The sequence below is a fragment of the Micromonospora carbonacea genome, assembly GCF_014205165.1.
GTDB lineage: Bacteria > Actinomycetota > Actinomycetes > Mycobacteriales > Micromonosporaceae > Micromonospora > Micromonospora carbonacea.
The window spans coordinates 35,480-54,738 of sequence record NZ_JACHMZ010000001.1; the positions used below are offsets into that span (position 1 = coordinate 35,480).

General features: G+C 73.2%; 19 protein-coding genes and 1 tRNA gene. 9 read left to right on the forward strand and 11 right to left on the reverse strand.

Annotation, left to right across the window (positions count from 1 at the left end):
* The first annotated feature begins 119 nt into the window (after positions 1–119).
* Positions 120–1,514, forward strand: a complete 1,395-nt coding sequence (locus HDA31_RS00170; protein ID WP_178067910.1) for an MFS transporter — start codon at positions 120–122, stop codon at positions 1,512–1,514.
* 70 nt (positions 1,515–1,584) lie between these two features.
* Here HDA31_RS00170 and leuA read toward each other — a convergent pair whose 3' ends face one another.
* The 3 genes from leuA to HDA31_RS00185 form a co-directional block, all read right to left on the reverse strand.
* A complete protein-coding gene (gene leuA / locus HDA31_RS00175) occupies positions 1,585–3,348 on the reverse strand; it encodes a 2-isopropylmalate synthase (protein WP_178066692.1) in 1,764 nt (587 codons plus the stop codon).
* Positions 3,349–3,701: 353 nt separating this feature from the next.
* Positions 3,702–4,328, reverse strand: coding sequence for a nitroreductase family protein (locus HDA31_RS00180; RefSeq protein WP_178066691.1), 627 nt, complete (start codon positions 4,326–4,328; stop codon positions 3,702–3,704).
* An 84-nt stretch (positions 4,329–4,412) separates the two neighbouring features.
* Positions 4,413–5,219: a hypothetical protein gene (locus HDA31_RS00185; RefSeq protein WP_246384735.1), complete on the reverse strand. Its 807-nt coding sequence runs from the start codon at positions 5,217–5,219 to the stop codon at positions 4,413–4,415.
* 289 nt (positions 5,220–5,508) lie between these two features.
* Between HDA31_RS00185 and HDA31_RS00190 the strand changes: the two genes are divergently transcribed.
* Both HDA31_RS00190 and HDA31_RS00195 read left to right on the forward strand, forming a co-directional pair.
* A complete protein-coding gene (locus HDA31_RS00190; RefSeq protein ID WP_077937963.1) occupies positions 5,509–6,774 on the forward strand; it encodes an aspartate kinase in 1,266 nt (421 codons plus the stop codon).
* A gap of 4 nt (positions 6,775–6,778) precedes the next feature.
* The gene (locus HDA31_RS00195; protein WP_178066690.1) at positions 6,779–7,840 is read left to right on the forward strand and encodes an aspartate-semialdehyde dehydrogenase; all 1,062 of its coding nucleotides are present in this window, start codon (positions 6,779–6,781) and stop codon (positions 7,838–7,840) included.
* Between the two features lie 25 nt (positions 7,841–7,865).
* Here the strand turns inward: HDA31_RS00195 and HDA31_RS00200 are convergent, their stop codons facing one another.
* On the reverse strand, positions 7,866–9,245 hold the full coding sequence (locus HDA31_RS00200) for a sensor domain-containing diguanylate cyclase (protein WP_178067906.1): 1,380 nt from the start codon (positions 9,243–9,245) through the stop codon (positions 7,866–7,868).
* A gap of 253 nt (positions 9,246–9,498) precedes the next feature.
* Between HDA31_RS00200 and HDA31_RS00205 the strand changes: the two genes are divergently transcribed.
* The 5 genes from HDA31_RS00205 (at position 9,499) to HDA31_RS00225 (ending at position 13,016) form a co-directional block, all read left to right on the forward strand.
* Positions 9,499–10,278, forward strand: coding sequence for a phosphodiesterase (locus tag HDA31_RS00205; RefSeq protein ID WP_178066689.1), 780 nt, complete (start codon positions 9,499–9,501; stop codon positions 10,276–10,278).
* A gap of 1 nt (position 10,279) precedes the next feature.
* Positions 10,280–10,912: a histone deacetylase gene (locus HDA31_RS00210; protein ID WP_246384194.1), complete on the forward strand. Its 633-nt coding sequence runs from the start codon at positions 10,280–10,282 to the stop codon at positions 10,910–10,912.
* Positions 10,913–11,200: 288 nt separating this feature from the next.
* Positions 11,201–11,659, forward strand: coding sequence for a lamin tail domain-containing protein (locus HDA31_RS00215; protein ID WP_246384193.1), 459 nt, complete (start codon positions 11,201–11,203; stop codon positions 11,657–11,659).
* 335 nt (positions 11,660–11,994) lie between these two features.
* On the forward strand, positions 11,995–12,231 hold the full coding sequence (locus HDA31_RS31720) for a GNAT family N-acetyltransferase (RefSeq protein WP_219824963.1): 237 nt from the start codon (positions 11,995–11,997) through the stop codon (positions 12,229–12,231).
* A gap of 125 nt (positions 12,232–12,356) precedes the next feature.
* Positions 12,357–13,016 carry an HNH endonuclease family protein gene (locus tag HDA31_RS00225; RefSeq protein WP_178066688.1) on the forward strand — a complete coding sequence of 220 codons (660 nt, stop codon included), beginning with the start codon at positions 12,357–12,359 and terminating at the stop codon, positions 13,014–13,016.
* 160 nt (positions 13,017–13,176) lie between these two features.
* On the opposite strand, the gene HDA31_RS00230 is transcribed toward HDA31_RS00225, so the two are convergent.
* The 7 genes from HDA31_RS00230 to HDA31_RS00260 form a co-directional block, all read right to left on the reverse strand.
* Positions 13,177–13,413, reverse strand: a complete 237-nt coding sequence (locus HDA31_RS00230; protein WP_178066687.1) for a hypothetical protein — start codon at positions 13,411–13,413, stop codon at positions 13,177–13,179.
* Positions 13,414–14,187: 774 nt separating this feature from the next.
* The gene (locus HDA31_RS00235; protein WP_178066686.1) at positions 14,188–14,427 is read right to left on the reverse strand and encodes a hypothetical protein; all 240 of its coding nucleotides are present in this window, start codon (positions 14,425–14,427) and stop codon (positions 14,188–14,190) included.
* 2 nt (positions 14,428–14,429) lie between these two features.
* Complete coding sequence (locus HDA31_RS00240) at positions 14,430–15,632, reverse strand: helix-turn-helix domain-containing protein (protein WP_246384191.1); 1,203 nt, start codon at positions 15,630–15,632, stop codon at positions 14,430–14,432.
* Positions 15,619–15,825 carry a hypothetical protein gene (locus HDA31_RS00245; RefSeq protein WP_178062721.1) on the reverse strand — a complete coding sequence of 69 codons (207 nt, stop codon included), beginning with the start codon at positions 15,823–15,825 and terminating at the stop codon, positions 15,619–15,621. Before HDA31_RS00245 ends, HDA31_RS00240 begins: the two co-directional genes overlap by 14 nt.
* 148 nt (positions 15,826–15,973) lie before the next feature.
* Positions 15,974–17,197, reverse strand: a complete 1,224-nt coding sequence (locus HDA31_RS00250; protein ID WP_376701429.1) for an NsdA family TPR-like regulatory protein — start codon at positions 17,195–17,197, stop codon at positions 15,974–15,976.
* 265 nt (positions 17,198–17,462) lie between these two features.
* A tRNA-Pro gene (locus HDA31_RS00255) sits at positions 17,463–17,536 on the reverse strand.
* Between the two features lie 298 nt (positions 17,537–17,834).
* Positions 17,835–18,728 (reverse strand): metallophosphoesterase, encoded by an 894-nt coding sequence (locus HDA31_RS00260; RefSeq protein WP_178066685.1) that lies wholly within the window; start codon positions 18,726–18,728, stop codon positions 17,835–17,837.
* A gap of 25 nt (positions 18,729–18,753) precedes the next feature.
* Here HDA31_RS00260 and HDA31_RS00265 point away from each other — a divergent pair, with 25 nt between their 5' ends.
* Positions 18,754–19,209: a GatB/YqeY domain-containing protein gene (locus HDA31_RS00265; protein ID WP_043964919.1), complete on the forward strand. Its 456-nt coding sequence runs from the start codon at positions 18,754–18,756 to the stop codon at positions 19,207–19,209.
* The last annotated feature ends 50 nt before the right edge of the window (positions 19,210–19,259 follow it).

Below are 19,259 nucleotides of genomic sequence, written 5' to 3' on the forward strand. Positions count from 1 at the left end.
TTGCGCACAGTACCCCGGCACCGTTTCCATGATTCGTGGCGTCCGGCAAATCGACCGGAGGAACACTGGTACCCGTGACCGCACCCACACCGCCCCACGCCCCCGCGCCCGCGCTCCGGATGGGCACGCCCGCCGGCCGGGGCACCCTGCTCGCCGCCATCCTCGCCTCCGGGATGGTGTTCCTGGACAGCACGGTGGTCAACGTCGCGCTGCCCCGCCTCGGCGCGGACCTCGACGCCACCGTGGCCGGTCTCCAGTGGACCATCAACGGCTACCTGTTGATGCTGGCCGCGTTCGTGCTGCTCGGCGGGGCGCTCGGCGACCGCTTCGGGCGGCGGCGGGTCTTCCTCCTCGGCGTGGTCTGGTTCGCCGTCGCCTCCGCGCTGTGCGGCCTGGCCCAGGACACCGGCTGGCTGATCGCGGCCCGGTTCCTCCAGGGCGCCGGGGGCGCGCTGCTCACCCCCGGCTCGCTGTCGGTGCTCCAGTCCAGCTTCCACCCCGACGACCGGGGCCGCGCCATCGGCACCTGGTCCGGGCTGGCCGGGGTCTCCACCGCGCTCGGCCCGTTCGTCGGCGGCTGGCTGGTCGACGCCCTGTCCTGGCGGTGGATCTTCTTCATCAACCTGCCGCTGGCCGTGCCGGTGGTCCTCGCCGCGCTGCGCTGGGCGCCCGAGAGCCGCGACGTCGACGCCTCGCGTACCGGATCGGGCCGGCGACGGTTCGACGTGGCCGGCGCGCTGCTCGGCGCGCTCGGCCTCGGCGGCGTGACGTACGCCCTGATCGACGCGCCGGCCCGCGGGGTGACCTCGCCGCCGGTGCTGGCGTCGGTGCTGGTCGGCGTGCTCGCCGCCGTGGCGTTCGTGCTGGTGGAGCGCCGCCGGGGCGACACCGCGATGCTGCCCACCGGCCTGTTCGGCAGCCGGCTCTTCTCGGTGCTGAACGTCTTCACGGTGGTGGTGTACGCGGCCCTCGGCGGGTTCACGTTCTTCCTCGCCGTCTACCTCCAGAACGTCGTCGGCTGGTCGGCCATGCTCACCGGGCTGGCCACCGTGCCGATGACGGTGCTGCTGCTGGTCGGCTCGTCGCGGGCCGGCGCGCTGTCGGCCCGGATCGGCCCCCGGCTGCCGCTGACGATCGGCCCGGTCGTGGCCGCGCTCGGCCTGCTGCTGCTGCGCGGGGTGAGGCCGGGCGCGTCGTACTGGACGGACGTGCTGCCCGGGGTGGCCCTCTTCGGCCTCGGCCTCACCCTCGTGGTGGCCCCGCTGACCGCCTCGGTGCTGGCCGCCGTGGCGGACCGGTTCGCCGGGGTGGCCAGCGGGTTCAACAACGCCGCGTCCCGGGCCGGCGGCCTGCTCGCGGTGGCCGCGCTGCCGCTGCTGGTCGGACTGAGCGGCACCGGGTACGAGCAGGCGGCGGCGCTGACCGACGCGTTCCGGGGGGCGATGCTCTGGTGCGCGGGCGGGCTGCTGGCGGGCGCGGCGATGGCCGGCCTGCTGATCCACCGGCCCCGGTGAGCGGCAGCGCTTCGTTAAGAAGGGCCCCCTGCTATGCAGAATGCGTTAACAGGGGGCCCTTCCTTGCGCCTCAGGCGCGGGCGCGGTTGACGGCGCTGGTGACCGCCTTCACGGAGGCGGTGACGATGTTCGCGTCGACCCCGACGCCCCACACCGTGCGGCCGTCCACCTCGCACTCGACGTACGCGGCGGCCTGCGCGTCGCCGCCGGAGGAGAGCGCGTGCTCGTGGTAGTCGAGCACCCGCACCGCCACGCCCACCGACTCCAGCGCGTTGACGTACGCGTCGATGGGGCCGTTGCCGACGGCGGTCAGCGGCCGGGTGTCCGCCTCGCCGACACCGACCCGGGCCTCGATCTCGACCTTGCCGTCGACGGTGCCGATGGCGTAGCCGGCCAGCGTCAGCGCCGGGTCGCTCTGGTGGTCGACCAGGTAGTGCCCGGCGAAGATGTCCCACATGGTGCCGGGGTCGACCTCGCCGCCGCCGTGGTCGGTGACCTGCTGGACCACGCCGGAGAACTCGATCTGGAGGCGGCGGGGCAGGTCGAGCTGGTGCTCGCTCTTCATGATGTACGCGACGCCGCCCTTGCCGGACTGCGAGTTGACCCGGATGACCGCCTCGTAGGTGCGGCCCAGGTCCTTCGGGTCGACCGGCAGGTAGGGCACGGCCCAGGCGAAGTCGTCCACCGGCACCCCGGCCGCCGCCGCGTCGGCGTGCAGGGCGTCGAAGCCCTTCTTGATGGCGTCCTGGTGGGAGCCGGAGAAGGCGGTGTAGACCAGGTCGCCCGCGTACGGGTGGCGCTCGTGCACCGGGAGCTGGTTGCAGTATTCGACGGCCCGCTTGATCTCGTCGATGTTCGAGAAGTCGATCATCGGGTCGATGCCCTGGGAGAACAGGTTGAGGCCCAGCGTCACCAGGTCGACGTTGCCGGTGCGCTCGCCGTTGCCGAACAGGCAGCCCTCGATGCGGTCCGCGCCGGCCAGCAGGCCCAGCTCGGCGGCGGCCACGCCGGTGCCCCGGTCGTTGTGCGGGTGCAGGCTGAGCACCACGCTGTCGCGGCGGGGCAGGTGGCGGTGCATCCACTCGATCGAGTCGGCGTACACGTTGGGGGTGGCCATCTCGACGGTCGCCGGCAGGTTGATGATCAGCTTGCGGTCCGGGGTCGGGTCGATCACGTCGATCACCGCCGAGCAGACCTGGAGCGCGTACTCCAGCTCGGTGCCCGTGTACGACTCCGGGGAGTACTCGTAGTAGATCTCCGTGTCCGGGGTGTGGATCTCCGCGTACTTCTGGCAGAGCCGCGCGCCGCTGGTGGCGATGTCGGTGATGCCGTCCCGGTCCAGGCCGAAGACCACCCGACGCTGGAGGGTGGAGGTCGAGTTGTAGAAGTGCACGATGGCCCGTTTCGCGCCGCGCAGCGACTCGAACGTCCGCTCGATCAGGTGCTCCCGGCACTGGGTGAGCACCTGGATGGTCACGTCGTCGGGGATCAGGTCCTGCTCGATGAGCTGCCGGACGAAGTCGTAGTCGGTCTGGCTGGCCGACGGGAAGCCGACCTCGATCTCCTTGTAGCCCATCTGCACCAGCAGTTGGAACATCCGGCGCTTGCGCTCGGGGGACATCGGGTCGATCAGGGCCTGGTTGCCGTCGCGCAGGTCCACGGCGCACCAGCGGGGCGCGGCCTCGACGTGCCGGGTCGGCCAGGTGCGGTCGGGCAGGTCGATCCGGAACTGCTGCTGGTACGGCTGGTAGCGCTGGTAAGGCATCCCGCTGGAGCGCTGCCGGGCGAAGGGATCAGCGTCGATGTCGGCGTCGGTGGCGGTGGGTTGAGCCATGGCGGAGTGTTCCCCCTGAGTCAGGTGGCGTCAGCAATCGGAAGGCCGGCGACGGTGCGGCAGCGGCGGCTGGGCCGGTGCGGCGACGGTGCCGGGCCGGCGCGGTGCGCCGACGGGAGGTTCGGAACTGCTGGACGGCGCGCTTCGACTCCGCGACGAGGTGCCGGCCGGTCAGGCCCCGTCGCGGCGACCAAGGAGAAGGTTCGCCTGCCACATGACAGGGTGACCCTACGTGATGGGACGGGAGGTGGGAAGGCCGGTCCGCGGATTGAGACGGTGGTCGCAGTCGGCGGACGTTCCCGCTGGTCGCACGCGGTGCCATCCGGATCGCGGCGACCGCTGCCCGTCCCAGCTCAGTGCAGCAACAGGTCGGCCACGGGGCGTCGGCGGCGCAGCCCGGTCTCCTGCTCCCGCAGCGCGACCGGCAGGCTGGACGGGTCGCCGAGCCGGCCCACCGCCACCACCACCAGCGGGCGGACGCCGGCCGGCAGGTCCAGGTCGGCGGCGAGCCCGGCGCGGTCGAAGCCGGCGAGCTGGCGCACGTAGAGCCCGAGCGCGGTGGCCTGCACGGTCAGGTGGGCCACCGCCTGCCCCAGGTCGTACGCCGCGCCGGCGGCGGCCGTACGGGCACCGGTGCCGGCCGCATCGGCGGCGGTGCCCGTGTCTGTGCCGGCCTCGCCAGTGCCGATGCCCGTGCCTGTGCCAGCCGCGCCGACGGCGGTGAGGTGGGCGCCGAGGAGCAGGGCGGCGGCGTGCCGGGCCCACGGCTGGTCGTCGTCGGGGAGGTTGACCAGGATGCGCTTCCAGGTCTCGTCGTCGCGGTGGCCGAGGGCGAACCGCCACGGCTGGCCGTTGCCCGCCGAGGGCGCCCAGCGGGCCGCCTCCAGCAGCGAGGCCGCCTCGTCGGCGGTCAGCGTGGCGGCGGGGTCGAATGCCCGGGGGCTCCAGCGGAACGCGAGCAGCGGAGTCAGGTCAGCCATGGGGGAAGCATCCCGTATCGGACTTTTTGCCCGAGGTGCCGGGGTGGGCGAATGTGGCCGGAACCACCCGTAACGGACAGGCGCTCAGGGCGTTGCCGTGCCCGATGGCGTCTGCGCCGAGGACTCCGGCGACGGCTCCGGCGCGGCGACGCCGAGCGGCTCGCCGTCGGTGACCGGGCCGGCGAGCTGCACCGTCGCGGGCCCCGGGCCGGCCGGTCCGGCCAGGACGAGCGTGCCCCCGGTGGTCCGCACCGCCGTCGGGGTGCCGTCCGGGGCGTAGCAGTAGATGCCGACGTCCAGCGGGGCGTTCAGCGAGGCGGAGGTGGTGTCGACCGCGTAGCAGGACCCGCTCGCCCCCTGCGGCGGCCGGGCCGGGGAGACCGCGAGCGGGGCGCGCCGGTCGGTGAGCACCGTCAGCCAGTCGGTGAACGGGTGCTGCACCCGGGGGTCCAGGAGGTGCGGGACGGCGTCCGACGGGTCGCCGAGGCGGACGCAGCTCGCCGGCTCCGGGCGGCCGGCCGACGGCAGCCCGCACTGGTAGAGCCCGTCGGCGGTGGCGGCGAGCGACACGTCCGCCGTGCCGCCCAGCGCGCCGCCCGGGATGTCCACCCGCCAGGTGCCGTCGGCGGCGCTGGTCACCACGATCGAGCGGTCGGATCCGCCGCCGTCGGCGAGGGTGTACCGGGCGGTGAAGCTGCGGTCCTGGGCCGCCGCGGCCAGGGCGGCCAGCTCGTCCCGGGCGGCGTCGGCGGCGGCGGGCGCGGGATCGGTGGACGTCGACGGGGCCGGCGCGGGGGCCGGATCGTCGGCGCAGGCGGCGAGCAGGGCCGGCAGGAGGGCGAGCGCCGCGACGCCGGTCGGGCGTCGGGCCGCGCGGAGGTGGGCGTGCACCGGGTCATTCTGCGGTGCGCGGACCGCGCCCGTGACCCCGCCGACGCCGTTGCGCGGGCGTGTCGCGTACCGCTGGGCGGGCGTCCCGCCGATCCCCGGGCGGGCTTGGCGCGTACCCCCCGGCGGGCGGGTCCGGGCGCGGCCGGGCCCGCCGCGCGGGCCGGATGGTGGGATCACCTGACCCGGCCTTCCTGGCCGCCGGATACCCTGATGTGGTCTGACAAGGTGCCACCGGCTGGTCGCCGGCGGTGCGACACACTCGAAGGACGCGGGGAGGGAGTGCACCGTCGTGGCACTCGTGGTGCAGAAGTACGGCGGATCCTCCGTCGCCAACGCCGAGCGCATCAAGCGGGTGGCCGAGCGCATCGTCGCCGCCCGCAAGGCCGGCGACGACGTGGTCGTGGTGGTCTCCGCCATGGGCGACACCACCGACGAGCTGCTCGACCTGGCCAACCAGGTGAGCCCGCTGCCGCCGGGCCGCGAGCTGGACATGCTGCTCACCGCCGGGGAGCGGATCTCCATGGCGCTGCTCGCCATGGCCATCCACAACCTTGGCTACGAGGCCCGCTCGTTCACCGGCTCGCAGGCCGGCGTGATCACCACCTCGGTGCACGGCAAGGCGCGGATCATCGACGTCACCCCGGGGCGGCTCAAGGGCGCGCTCGACGAGGGCGCGGTGGTCATCGTCGCCGGCTTCCAGGGCGTCTCACAGGACACGAAGGACGTCACCACGCTGGGCCGGGGCGGCTCGGACACCACGGCCGTGGCGCTCGCCGCCGCGCTGCACGCCGACGTCTGCGAGATCTACACCGACGTCGACGGCATCTTCACCGCCGACCCCCGGATCGTGCCGAACGCCCGGCACATCCGCCACGTCACCTACGAGGAGATGCTGGAGCTGGCCGCCTGCGGCGCGAAGGTGCTGCACCTGCGCAGCGTCGAGTACGCGCGCCGCGCGGGGCTGCCGATCCACGTCCGCTCGTCATACTCGACCAACACCGGCACGATGGTCACCGGATCGATGGAGGACCTTGCTGTGGAACAGGCACTGATCACCGGCGTCGCCCACGACCGCAGCGAGGCGAAGATCACGATCGTCGGGGTGCCGGACGAGCCGGGCGCCGCCGCGCGGATCTTCGACACCGTCGCCAGCGCCGAGATCAACATCGACATGATCGTGCAGAACGTCTCCACCGAGGGCACCGGCCGCACGGACATCTCGTTCACCCTGCCCAAGACCGACGGCCCGACCGCCATGGCCGCGCTCAGCAAGATCCAGGAGCCGGTCAAGTTCAAGGGTCTGCTCTACGACGACCACGTCGGCAAGGTCTCGCTCATCGGCGCGGGGATGCGGTCGCACCCGGGCGTCGCGGCCGGCTTCTTCGCCGCCCTCGGCGCGGCCGGCGTCAACATCGAGATGATCTCCACCTCCGAGATCCGGGTCTCCGTCGTCTGCCGGGACACCGACCTCGACAAGGCCGTCCGGGCCATCCACGACGCCTTCGAGCTGGGCGGCGACACCGAGGCCATCGTCTACGCGGGGACCGGGCGGTAACGCCGTGCCGGCGCGGCCCACCCTCGCCGTGGTCGGGGCGACCGGTGCCGTCGGCACCGTCATGTGCGAGCTGCTGTCGTCGCGGCGCGACGTGTGGGGCGAGATCCGGCTGATCGCCTCCGAGCGGTCGGTCGGGCGGCGGGTGCGCTGCCGGGGCGAGGAGCTGACCGTCGGGCCGCTCACCCCCGAGGCGTTCGACGGCGTCGACGTGGCCATGTTCGACGTGCCCGACGACGTCGCCGCCGAGTGGGCCCCGGTCGCGGTGTCCCGGGGCGCGGTGGCGGTCGACAACTCCGGCGCGTTCCGGATGGACCGCGACGTCCCGCTGGTCGTCCCCGAGATCAACCCCGAGCAGGTGCGCAACCGGCCCAGGGGCATCGTCGCCAACGCCAACTGCACGACCCTCGCGATGATCGTGGCGATCGCCCCGCTGCACCGCGAGTACGGGCTGCGCGAGCTGGTCCTGGCGTCCTACCAGGCGGCCTCCGGGGCGGGGCGGGCCGGCGTGGACGCGCTGCACCTCCAGCTCGGCAAGGTCGCCGGGGACCGGGTGCTCGGCTCCCGCCCCGGCGACGTGCGGCAGGCGGTCGGCGACGAGTTGGGGCCGTTCCCCGCCCCGCTGGCGCTCAACGTGGTGCCCTGGGCCGGCTCGTTCGCCGACGGCGGGTGGTCGTCCGAGGAGCTGAAGATGCGCAACGAGTCGCGCAAGATCCTCGGGCTGCCCGACCTGAAGGTCTCCGCGACCTGCGTACGGGTGCCGGTGGTGACCGGGCACTCCGTGGCCGTGCACGCCGTCTTCGCCACCGAGGTCGACGCGGAGGGCGCCCGGGAGGCGCTGCGCAACGCCCCCGGCGTGATCCTGGTCGACGATCCGGCCGCGGGGGAGTTCCCGATGCCGATCGACGCCGTGGGCACCGACCCGTCCTGGGTCGGCCGCATCCGCCGCGCCGTCGACGACCCGCGCGCCCTCGACCTCTTCGTCACCGGCGACAACCTGCGCAAGGGCGCGGCCCTCAACACCGCCCAGATCGGCGAGCTGCTGGCCAAGGAGCTCACCGCCCGCTGACGCCGTGCGCGCCGCCGCCCACCGCTCAGGCGGCGGCCAGGCGGACGCCGTCGCGCCCCTGGCGCTTGACCGCGTAGAGGGCCTGGTCGGCGCGGCGCAGGGTCTGCTCGGGCGACTCGCCCGGCCGGGGCAGGGCGACGCCGACGCTGATCGTGCGGCCGGTGCCCCGCGCCGCCTCGGCCAGCCGCTCGGCGATGCGCACGGCCTCTTCGGGGCGGTTCACCTCGATCACGGCGACGAACTCGTCCCCGCCGATCCGGTACAGCTCGTCGCCCTGGCGCAGCGCCGCCTCCAGCGCCCGGGCCAGCCCCACCAGCAGCCGGTCCCCGGCCTGGTGGCCGTACGTGTCGTTGACCGCCTTGAAGCCGTCCACGTCGATGGCCAGCAGCGCCGTGCGCCCCGGGGTGGCCCGCGCGATCCGCTGCCCGAACGGCCCGGTGTGCGGCAGCCCGGTCAGCGGGTCGGAGCTGGCCTGCTCGCGCAGCCGGGCCAGCGTGCGCAGCCGGTCCAGGCACGTCCACGCCTGCCCGGCGAGCAGCTCCATCAGGTTGACCGTGGTCGGGTCGGGCCGCAGCAGCCGCTCGTCGGCGACCAGCAGCACCCCGCCGCCGTCGGGCGGCCCGACCGGCACCGCCACCAGGGTGCGCACCCCGGCGTCGGCGAGCGGCCGGTATTCCTCCGTGGGCGGGTGCCCGGCCTCGCCGAGGGTGTAGCCGACGCCGTGCCGGTGGGCGCGGGCCACCATCCGGTGCAGGGCCGGCGCGCCCGCCTCGGTCAGCTCGGCCCGGATGCGGGACTCCAGCTCGCCCGGCGCGCCGGTGGGCGCGCCCAGCCGGGGACCCGTGCCGCCGCCGGCCAGCAGCAGCACGGCCGCGGAGAGGGTGGAGACCTCCCGGGCCGCGCAGATGGCCGCCGTCATCAGGTCCCACTCGGTGGGGGCGGCGGTCAGCGCGGCGGCGTGCCGCAGCAGCTTCTCGCTGCGGGTCTCGGCGGGCGGCCCGCCCAGCGCGGTGATCCGGGCGCCGAGCCGGGCGGCGACGCGTTCGGCGGTCTCCCGCCACGGGCCCAGCTCGACCGGGCCGGACCACTGGAGGTCGAGGACCCCGATCGGCCGGCCCGCCGGGTCGAGCACCGGCACGCAGACCTCGGCGGTCACGTCGGGGCGCACCGGGAGGTAGTCGGGGTCGGCGGTCACGTCCTCGACGGTGGCGGGCTCGCCGGAGGCGTAGACTCGGCCGACGACGCCGGCCTTCGGCGGGACGGTGGCGAAGACCTGCCACGCGCCGGTGGCGGCGACGCAGCGCAGCCCGTCGCGCACCTGGAGCAGCACGGAGATCGTGGCCGGCGCGTACCGGGCCAGCGCGGTGACGGTCCACTGGCATGCCTCGACGGCGGTCGACGCCATCGGCAGGCGGACCGTGACGTCCCGGACGACCCGGTGGTGATCTACGCGCACGTGCGTCCTGACAGCGGGAGGGAGGTGGCCCGACCAAGCGTACTCACCGCAGCTCAGCGGGTTGCTCTCAAGATCATTTGCTTCGTACACATGTGCTATCCACAGGCTGTGGACGCGAGCTGTGGACGCAGGCTGTGGACGGGTCCGTGGGCGGCGCGCGGCGGCGATAGCCTGAGGGAACCGGTCGACCTGGAGGCCCGCGATGCTCATCGCCCAGCTCAGCGACACCCACCTCACCACCGGTCCGCTCGCCGCCGAGCCCGCCGCCGCGCTGCACCGGGCGCTCGGTCGGGTCCTCGGCCTGCGCCCCCGGCCCGACCATGTCGTCGTCACCGGCGACCTCACCGAGCACGGCAGCCCCGAGGAGTACCTCGCGCTGCGCGACCTGATCGCCCGGTTCCCGGTGCCGGTGCACCTCGTCGCCGGCAACCACGACGACCGCGAATCGCTGCTCGACATCTTCGGCGGCACCCCGCACCTCGGCGGCGGCTACCAGGCCCACTACGCCGTCGAGCAGCCCGACGCGACCATCGTCGTGCTCGACTCCGTCAGCCCCGGCGAGCCGGCCGGCCGGCTCGGCCCCGAGCAGCTCGCCTGGCTCGACGAGACGCTCGCCCGCCGCCCCGGGCTGCCGGCCGTCGTCTGCCTGCACCACCCGCCCGTCCCGGTGGGCCTGCCCTACCTCGACGGCATGCGCCTGCTCGACGGCGACGACCTGGCCACGGTGGTGGCCGCCCACCCGCACGTCGTCCGGGTCGTCGCCGGGCACGTGCACCGCCCCGTCACGGTCGGCTTCGCCGGCACGGTGCTGACCACCGCGCCGAGCACCTGGCGGCAGTCGTCGCTCACCCTCGACGAGGGCGACGAGATGGGGTATGCCCTCGAACCCACCGCCTTCCTGCTGCACCTCGTCGCCGACGGCGGCTGCGTCACCCACACCGTGCAGGTCAGCCACGCGGCGGCCCGCACCGGCGCGTTCTGACGTGCGCGAACTCCTCTGGTACGTCGCGTACGGCTCGAACATGCACGCCGACCGGCTCGGCTGGTATCTCGGCGGGGGACGGCCGCCGGGCGGGCTGCGGACGTACCCCGGATGTCGGGACTGCCGGCCGCCCCGCCGGTCGGCGGCGGTGCTGGTGCCCGGCGGCATCTACTTCGCCGGGGAGTCCCGGGCCTGGACCGGCGGGATGGCCTTCTACGACCCGGCGCTGCCCGGCACGGCGGCGGCGCGGGCCTGGCTGCTCACCCGGGAACAGTTCGCCGACGTCGCCGCGCAGGAGATGTACCGGGAGCCCGGCGTCGACCTCGACCTGATCGGGGCCGCGGTCGCCCACGGCCGGGCCACCCTCGGCCCCGGGCGCTACGAGACGCTGCTGTGCACCGGGCTCCGCGACGGCGTGCCCATGCTGACCTTCACCGCGCCGTGGCGGGCGGCGGACGTCGAGTGGACCGCGCCCGCCCCCGGCTACCTCGCGATGCTCGCCGCCGGCCTGCGCGAGGCGCACGGCTGGGCGCCGACGCGCATCGCCGGCTACCTGGCGGGCCGCCCCGGCGTCGCCGACCGCTGGGACCCTCGGGCCGTCGACTCGTTGGTGGCGGCCACACTCGCCGGGTGAGGCTCGCCCGCCCGGGACGTGCCCCGGTACTGCCGTTCGCGTCACGCTGTGTCGCCGTTCGCCCCGTGCTCTCCCGCCGTTCGCGTCACGCTGCGTCGCCGTTCGCGCGGTCCCTCGGCACCGTTCGCGCGGGCCGGCGGCACCGTTCGGCCGCGATCGGTGGGCCCCGCGGGCGTAGTTGCCGGCGCGGGCGTCGAACCGTCCACAGTGGCTGTCCGACGCCGATAGCCTCTGCTCACGTTCCGCGCCGGCACCCGTCGAGGGCCGGCCGTCAGCATGTGGGGGATCGTGTTGAAGAAGAGGCTGACCGGCATCGCCGTCGCTCTCGCCGTCACCGTCGGTGGCTCGCTCACCCTGGCCGCGCCCGCGCAGGCCGCCACCCCGGCGATCCAGATCACCAAGGCCTACTACAACTCGCCGGGCACCGACGACCGGTCGACCAGCAGCCTGAACGCCGAGTACGTGAAGCTGACCAACCGCAAGACCACGACCGTCAACCTCAAGTCGTGGACGCTGCGCGACAAGTCGAGCCACGTCTACACGTTCACCAGCGACTTCAAGCTCGCCGCCGGGGCCAGCGTCACCATCCACACCGGCAAGGGCACCAACACCTCGACCCACCGGTACTGGGGGTCGGGCGCGTACATCTGGAACAACACCGGCGACACCGCGTACGTGCGCGACACGGCGGGCAAGACCATCGACTCCTGCTCGTGGGGGAGCAGCGGCAGCTACACCAACTGCTGACGCTGTTTGTTGGTCGGCCGGCTCTCATGAGGGGGGAGCCGGCCGCCAGCGTCCGGCCCGCTTGGTGGGTCTGCCATCCTGGGAGCGATGACGACGACCTGGCGACACCTGCCCGCGCCGGCCCGCGAGATCGCCCGGGCGGCCACCGACGCCGTGGCCGCCGCCCGGGTCCGGGACACCGAGGCGTACGACGAGGCGGTCGACCGGCTCGCCGGGGCGGACCGGTCCGGGCTGGTCCTCGGCGCGGTGGTCCGCCTGCTGCTGGAGGAGACCCACCCCGACGGGCTCGACGGCGACGATGTCCGGCAGGTGCTGGAATCGCCGAGATCGGCTGGATGGTGCTGCCCGAACACCAGGGGCGGGGTGTGGCCGGGCGGGCGGTCCGGATGCTGCTCGACGAGGCCCGGCGGGCGGGCGGCTGGTCGCCGGTGCACGCCTTCCCGGGAGTCGACAACGCAGCCTCGAACGGCCTCTGCCGGTCGCTCGGGTTCGCCCTGCTCGGGAAGCGGGAGACGCCGTTCCGGGGACAGGTCTTCCGGACCCGGCACTGGGTGCTCGACCTGCTTGCCTGAGGCGCGGCGGAGCCGCCTCGGGTGAGGGTTCGCAGAGCGTTCACCTGCGGGTCCTGGTTGTGGGAATGTCGCCTCTGTCTATATACATGGGAGACGATGCATCCAGCCTACCCGGACGGAGCACCATGAACCGCACGCCGCGCGCCGCCGCGATCACCCTCGCCGCCGCCCTCGCCGCAACCGTCGGCCTGGCCGACCCCGCCTGGGCCGCCAGCTACTCCGCGCCCCTCCAGACCGCCGTCGCGGCCCTGCCGGTGGCCACCGAGATCCGCACCGGCTACAGCCGAGACCTCTTCCCGCACTGGATCGACGCCGACGGCGACGGCTGCAACACCCGCAACGAGGTGCTGCTCGCCGAGGCGGTCACCGCGCCCACCGTCAGCGGCACCTGCACGCTCTCCGGCGGGCGCTGGTACTCCTACTACGACAACGCCTACTGGACCGCCACCGGCGACGTCGACATCGACCACATGGTGCCGCTCGCCGAGGCGTGGGACTCCGGCGCCCGCAACTGGTCCACCAGCCGCCGCCAGGCGTACGCCAACGACCTGGGCGACTCCCGCCCGCTGGTCGCGGTGACCGACAACGTCAACCAGTCCAAGGGCGACCAGGACCCGGCCACCTGGATGCCGTCCTACAGCTCCGCCCGCTGCCGCTACGTCAACGAGTGGGTCGCCACCAAGACCCGCTGGCGGCTCACCGTCGACACGGCCGAGAAGGACGCCCTGACGAGCTGGGCGAACTCCTGCCCGAACGTCACCATCTCGGTGACGTACGCGTACTGACCCGCCTACTCACGCGACCCTTCATGCCAACGATGCAGGTCGGTGCAGCCTGTCGTGCATCTGTGAAGGTTCGAAGGCTGCGGGTGCCCCGGGCGACCCGGACCAGCCTCGGAGTGCCCTGCCTCTTTGAGGACGAGACAGGGCACTCGCTGGTGAGCCGTTACTGCACGAGCTTGTGTAGCCTGCTTGCGACGATCAGGCCGGTCAGGACGAGAGTCACGACGCCGGCAGCGATGCCCAGGGCGATTCCCGCGCCCGTACCGAATGCGGACGCTGTCTGCATCCCTACGGTCAGGCCGGTAACCGTTGCGGCCAGTAGACCCACGCTTGCCGTTACGAGCAAGATCAGTAAGTCTCGCTGGGCCAGCAGGTACTGCTCGTGATGGTTGTCGGGCATGAGTTCCCCTTGACGGATCGAGGTCGTGCGTTGTCTCGGACTCCGAGGCCTTCCGCGCCGTGCACGCATCCGTCGGTTACCGCCTAGGGACGCGACGCTTCAAGGCCTTGGCATCTGGTTGAACGACTCCGGCCCGTCTTTGGCATCGGTGCGCGGCAACATTCGCCTCAAGACCGACACGCATCCACCGGTTTGCTCAAGAATGTCCCTTTTGTTAGCGGCAGTCTCGGAGTGTGGAAGGCGGGGAAATTTTCTTCCGGGAGTATGCAGGTAAGGCTGGGTTCGCCTCAGGCGACATAAAGCTTACGAAAGGAAGCCGCTCCCTCGTCTGATTCTCATCGTTTATACAGCAGAGAAGTGAGCCGGTTGTCTAGACGGATCGGCGCACGTCTCGGACAGGACGGCCCTCTGTTACCGCAGGGGGTCGTTCGTCCCTGATCGCGCGCCTAGGTTGATCATTGAGCGGCCGCCGAGGGTCCGGACAGCCACCGCAACCCGTCTGCATGGTCGTCTTCTGGTGCCAGGCGATCGCCTCGCCTCCGTGACCGAGGTCGGTGTCCTGCTGCGAGGGCGTCAGCTGCCCCGTCAAGCACCCTGACGGGTCTCAAGCGTCTGAGGAAGAGCCTGCGTCAACTCGTTGCCGTACAAGCGCCAGAGGGCACATCCGTCGCTAGGATGTGCCCTCTCACCTCTGGTCAGGGTGGCCGGATGCGAACCGACGACCTCTTCGTCCCGAACTCGCGGCAGGCCGGTCGGATCGGGTGTCATCCGAGGTCATCCGGTGTGCTGCGGGTCGTCGCGGTCCGGTGTGGCTGGCGGGGTTGCTGTACTCCGCTGCTGTACTTCCTCGGCGGTGTCGATGACGTTGCGGGCGGCGGCGGCCACGGTGCATCCCGACGTCCGGCAGATCGGGCAGCGCCCGTCGGCACCGGGTTCGTGGTCGCGGAGGATCTGGCGCGCGGTGAGGGCCAGCCGGTTGCGGATCTGGGCCAGGGACAGGAACGGCGCGGTCATGGTCAGGTCACCCCGAGGACGGCGGCGAGTTGGATGATGGTGGCCGGGGCGTGTGGGTGTCGGGCGACCTGGGCGACGATGCTGCGGGCGGCGGGGCGGTGGCGTACCTCGGCCGGTGCCGTCCGGTCGGCCTCTGCCAGGGCCCGCGCCGCGTTGCTGGGGTCGTCGGTGTAGAGGTAGGCGCGGGCGGCGTCGAGCAGGTGCGCGGCGCGGTGTTCCGCAGGCAGCCACCGCCATCCCACCCGCTTGGTGGCTCTCCGGTGCCAGACGACCGCTTCGTGGGCGTTGCCGAGGTCGAGGGCGGCGGCGACCCGGGCCAGGTCGACCGCTGCCGGCCCGAACCCCGTCCGGTGGTGGTCCTGACCGTCGCCGACCCGAGCGGCCATGGCGGCAGCCTCGTCGATCAGGTCGGCGGCGGTGCGGTCGTCGCCGTGGCGGGCGGCGGCCAGGGCCGCCTGGACGAGCAGCGTCCCGTACAGCGACAGCTCCGGCGGTTGCGCGTCGTCGGGGTCGGGCGGGGCGATCCGGTACGCGGCGGCCCGGGCCGCCGACACGGCTGCCTGTGTCCGCCCGTAGGCGCGGAGCGCCTGACCGAGTTGCACGGTGGCGGCGGCCACCAGGATGGGATCGCCGGTGGCGGTGAGCATGGCCCGGTCGGCGGCCAGCCAGGCAAGCTCGGCCTCGCCCAGCTTCGTCAGCAGCGACGCGGTCACCCGGTACGCCTCCACCAGCGATGCCCGGGCCTGCTCAGGGTCGTCGGCGTGTGCGCGCTGCGCGCCGGCCAACAGCTCGGGGACCATCGCGGTCACCCGCGCGTACCGGGCGTACTGGAAGCTGACCCACGTGTGGGCCGCATCCCGCGCGAGTTGATCCGCCGGCACCACGGCCCGGTCGGTCACCGAGTGGCCCACCGCGATGTCGTACGTCGACAGGGCCTCCCGGACCTGTTCGACGCCCTCGACCCGCCCGGTCACGTCGGCGGGCTGGGTGTCCCGGCCCAGCAGCACCGCCGCGTCGATCCGCAGCACGGCGGCGATGTCGTGCAGGGTCGAGACCCTGTCGAGGGACCGGACGCCCCGCTCGACCTTGTCCACCCAGCTCTTGGACTTGCCCAGCCGATCGGCGAACACCTGCTGCGACAACTGCCGCCGCCCCCGCCAGTACGCCACCCGCCGGCCCACCGGCAACAGCTCAAGGCCGTTCACGACGCCACCGCCGGTCGGGCAACGCCCGGGTGGTCTCCTCGGCCGGTATCCGTTCCTGCTCGGCCTGCGCCAGGATCCGCCGTCGGGCGGCTTCCCGTTCCGCCTGCTGGATCTGCTCGCCCCTGCTGCCCTCAGCCTGACCGGTGTCGCCCATTCCCCACCTCCGCTGGTAGGGGCGCGACGACGTGCTCATGGAAGGACCAACACCGCCGCGCCCGGCTCCGGGCGGGTCACGGCGCTCTGGTGTGTTCGCGCCGATTCCGCCCTCGCACACAGCATTGAGCGATCGGACGGTTACTCAAAGGTGTCGGGTGTCCGCTGGGCGGGTCGGCTGTCCTCTGTCAGCCGACGGGCCGGTACGCCTCGTACACCTCGCGCAGCGCCGACGCCTCTGCGGTGTCGGTCTGCTCGACCCTCCGCAGCACCTCGCGCGCCCGCCACCAGTTCGACGGTGCCACCCGCCCGGAACGGATCGCCTCGGCGGCGACCGCGCTTGCCTCATCGGGCTGGTCGGCGGCCACCAACGCCAGGGCCAGGTCGAGGCGGGCAGACGCGGACCGCCGTGGCCGGTCACCCCCGTCACCGCGCGGGTCCAACTCCGCCAACGCCACCCGGGCCACCTGCTCGGCCGCCGGGTCACCCGCCCACGACAACGTCGTCGCCGTGTACGCCAACGCCTTCGTCGGGTCGTACCGGTAGTGATGCTCGGCCCGCTCCGGCACGGGCAGGTTCGCGGTCAACCGTTCCAGGCGGTCCAGCGCGTCACGGGTGCGCCGCACGTCACCCACGGGCGCCCACCCCCGCGCCTCCTGCGCCGTCGCCTGGATGTGCGCCGAACTGCCCCGAGGTGCCACCTGTTGAGCCTGCTGAGACAGGTCGATCGCCTGCCGATGCTCACCCTGGGTGAGCCGGTCCCACGCCCGGGTCTCCAGACACCACGCCTGGATCTCCGCATGCTCGGCATGTTCGGCGAGCGCCGCAGCAGCGACCAGGTGCGCGCCCGCTGCGGAACGCTGCCGAAGGTCGATGTGCACCGTCGCACGCAGCACGGTCAGCCACCCGCCGGCAACGACCAGCCGCCGCCGCTGCCCCAGGGTTCCCCGGCCATCGAGCAGCCTGCCCACGTACGCCAGGTGCCTGCGCACCATCGGCAGCAGGTCCACCGGCGGAGTCGTCGCATACGCGCTCGCCAGGTCGTCGACGCTGGCCTCGATGCGGGCGAGCGTCTCGGCGCTCACATCACTGGCCCGCACCCGGGCAAGCAACTCGTCGGCCTCGGCATCATGGTCGATAGGCTGATCAACGAGCCGCGCGAGCGCGTCGCCAGCCTGAAGGACCTCATCGAGATGCCGGGCCGTCTCGGGCGTCGGAGCCTTGACACCCGTCTCCAGATCATGAAGGTGGCTCTTGCCCCGGTGCGCGAGCTGGCCGAGCGCCCGCAGCGACAGACCCCGCTCGGCACGCAGAGCCCGCAGCCGAGCCCCGAAACGCGGATCGACGTGCGACACAACGGCGCTCCCAGCCGGAATGAGGAACCCGGTCAGCTCTCGTAAGCGGACAGCCACTACTGACGGTACATCGAGGACTGATTGAGCGTAACGGCCGTCGCTCACGGACTGCGGCAGCCGCCTCGAATGCGTGCGTGTATCGATCGAGCGTGGTCGAGATCTGGACCGGGTCCGAGAGTCCTTCGCTGACTTTCCGCTGACAATCGAGCGGAACGAGGGCGAGGAAGACAGGCAGCAATCGGCGTAGATCGCTGAGGCGGAGTGTCAGCAATGCAGCATCGGGCCAGGTGAGATGCTGTCTCACCTGGCCCGATTCCCTCGGTCGGGGTGGCCGGATTCGAACCGACGACCTCTTCGTCCCGAACGAAGCGCGCTACCAAGCTGCGCCACACCCCGAGGCGTGCGGACAAATAGTAGCCCACCCCGTCCGGTGGTCAAACTCGGTACCCCCACCTCCCCGCCCGGCCCCGGTGCGCCCCCGGCCGATGTCGTAAACGACTCAGCTCCCTAGCGTCCCGAGCAGCCCTGACGTCCCGGGGCGGCGCTGGCCGGGCGGCCTCCGCGCCCGCCCGCCGTGCCCGCCGCTCCTCCGCGCAGGGCGGCCGGGCGCGGCCCGGGACCGCGCCCGGAGGCGGCGCACGTCACACTCGCCGCCAGCCGCCAGCCGCCAGCCGCCAGCCGCCAGCCGGCCGTGTCAGCGCGGGATCAGGGTGAGGATGCTCGCCTCGGGCCGGCAGGCGAACCGCACCGGCGCGGTCGGGTGGGTGCCCAGCCCGGCCGAGACGTGCAGCCAGGCGTCCGAGGCCGGCCAGCGGTGCAGGCCCTTCGCCATCGACCGGGGCAGCCCGCAGTTGGTCACCAGCGCCCCGAAGCCCGGCACGCAGACCTGCCCGCCGTGGGTGTGGCCGGCCAGCAGCAGCTCGAAGCCGTCGGCGGCCATCTGGTCGAGCACGGCGGGCTCGGGGGAGTGGGACAGCGCGATCGACAGCTCCGCCGCCGCCGGGACGGGGCCGGCGACGGACGGGTAGTCGTCCCGCGCGATGTGCGGGTCGTCGACGCCGACCAGCTCGATCAGTCGCCCGCCCGCCTTGAGCGTCGTCCGCGCGTTGTTCAGGTCCGCCCAGCCGGCCCCGGTGAAGACGTCGCGCAGCTCGTCGTACGGCAGCTCGGCGCCCTCGCTGTATTCCCGGTCGGGCAGGAAGTAGCTGAACGGGTTCTTCAGCACCGGCCCGGTGTAGTCGTTCGAGCCGAACACGAAGGCCCCGGGGAAGTCCAGCAGCGGCGCGAGGGCGCGCAGCACGCCGGGCACCGCGCCCGGGTGGGCCATGTTGTCGCCGGTGACCACGACCAGGTCCGGGTCGAGCGCCGCCAGCGACGCCACCCAGTCCTGCTTGCGCCGCTGCTCCGGCATCATGTGCAGGTCGGACAGGTGCAGCACGCGCAGGGGCTCGGTGTCGGCCGGCAGCACCGGCACGTCGAACCGGCGCAGGGTGAACAGGTTGCGCTCGACGAGTGACGCGTACGCCAGGGTTGCCGCCCCGGCCGCGACGGTGCCCATGCCGAGTCGGAATAGTGTGCGCTTTCGCATGCCGTTCAGGGTAGTTTCACCGTCCATGAGCACGCTGAAGGACCGCCTCACCGCCGACATGCGCGCCGCCCTGAAGGCGCGCGACGAGCTGACCACCTCCACCCTGCGGATGGCCCTGGCGGCCGTCGGCACGGCCGAGGTCGCCGGCAAGGCCAAGCGCGAGCTCACCGACGACGAGGTGCTCGCGGTGCTGACCAAGGAGGCGAAGAAGCGGCGCGAGGCCGCGACCGCCTTCGCGGACGCCGGGCGCGCCGAGCAGGCCGCGAAGGAGAGCGCCGAGGGCGAGGTGCTGGACCGCTACCTGCCGAAGCAGCTCTCCGACGACGAGCTGGCCGAGCTGGTCGCGGGGGCGCTCGCCGCCGGCGGGTTCACCGGCAAGGCGCAGATGGGCCCGGCGATGAAGGCGGCCCAGGCCGCGGTGGCCGGCCGGGCCGAGGGGGGCCGGGTGGCCACCGAGGTACGCCGCCAGCTCGGCCTCTGACCCCGGGTGCCGGCCCGCCCGGTCGCGGGCTGCCCGGCAGGCGGACCGAC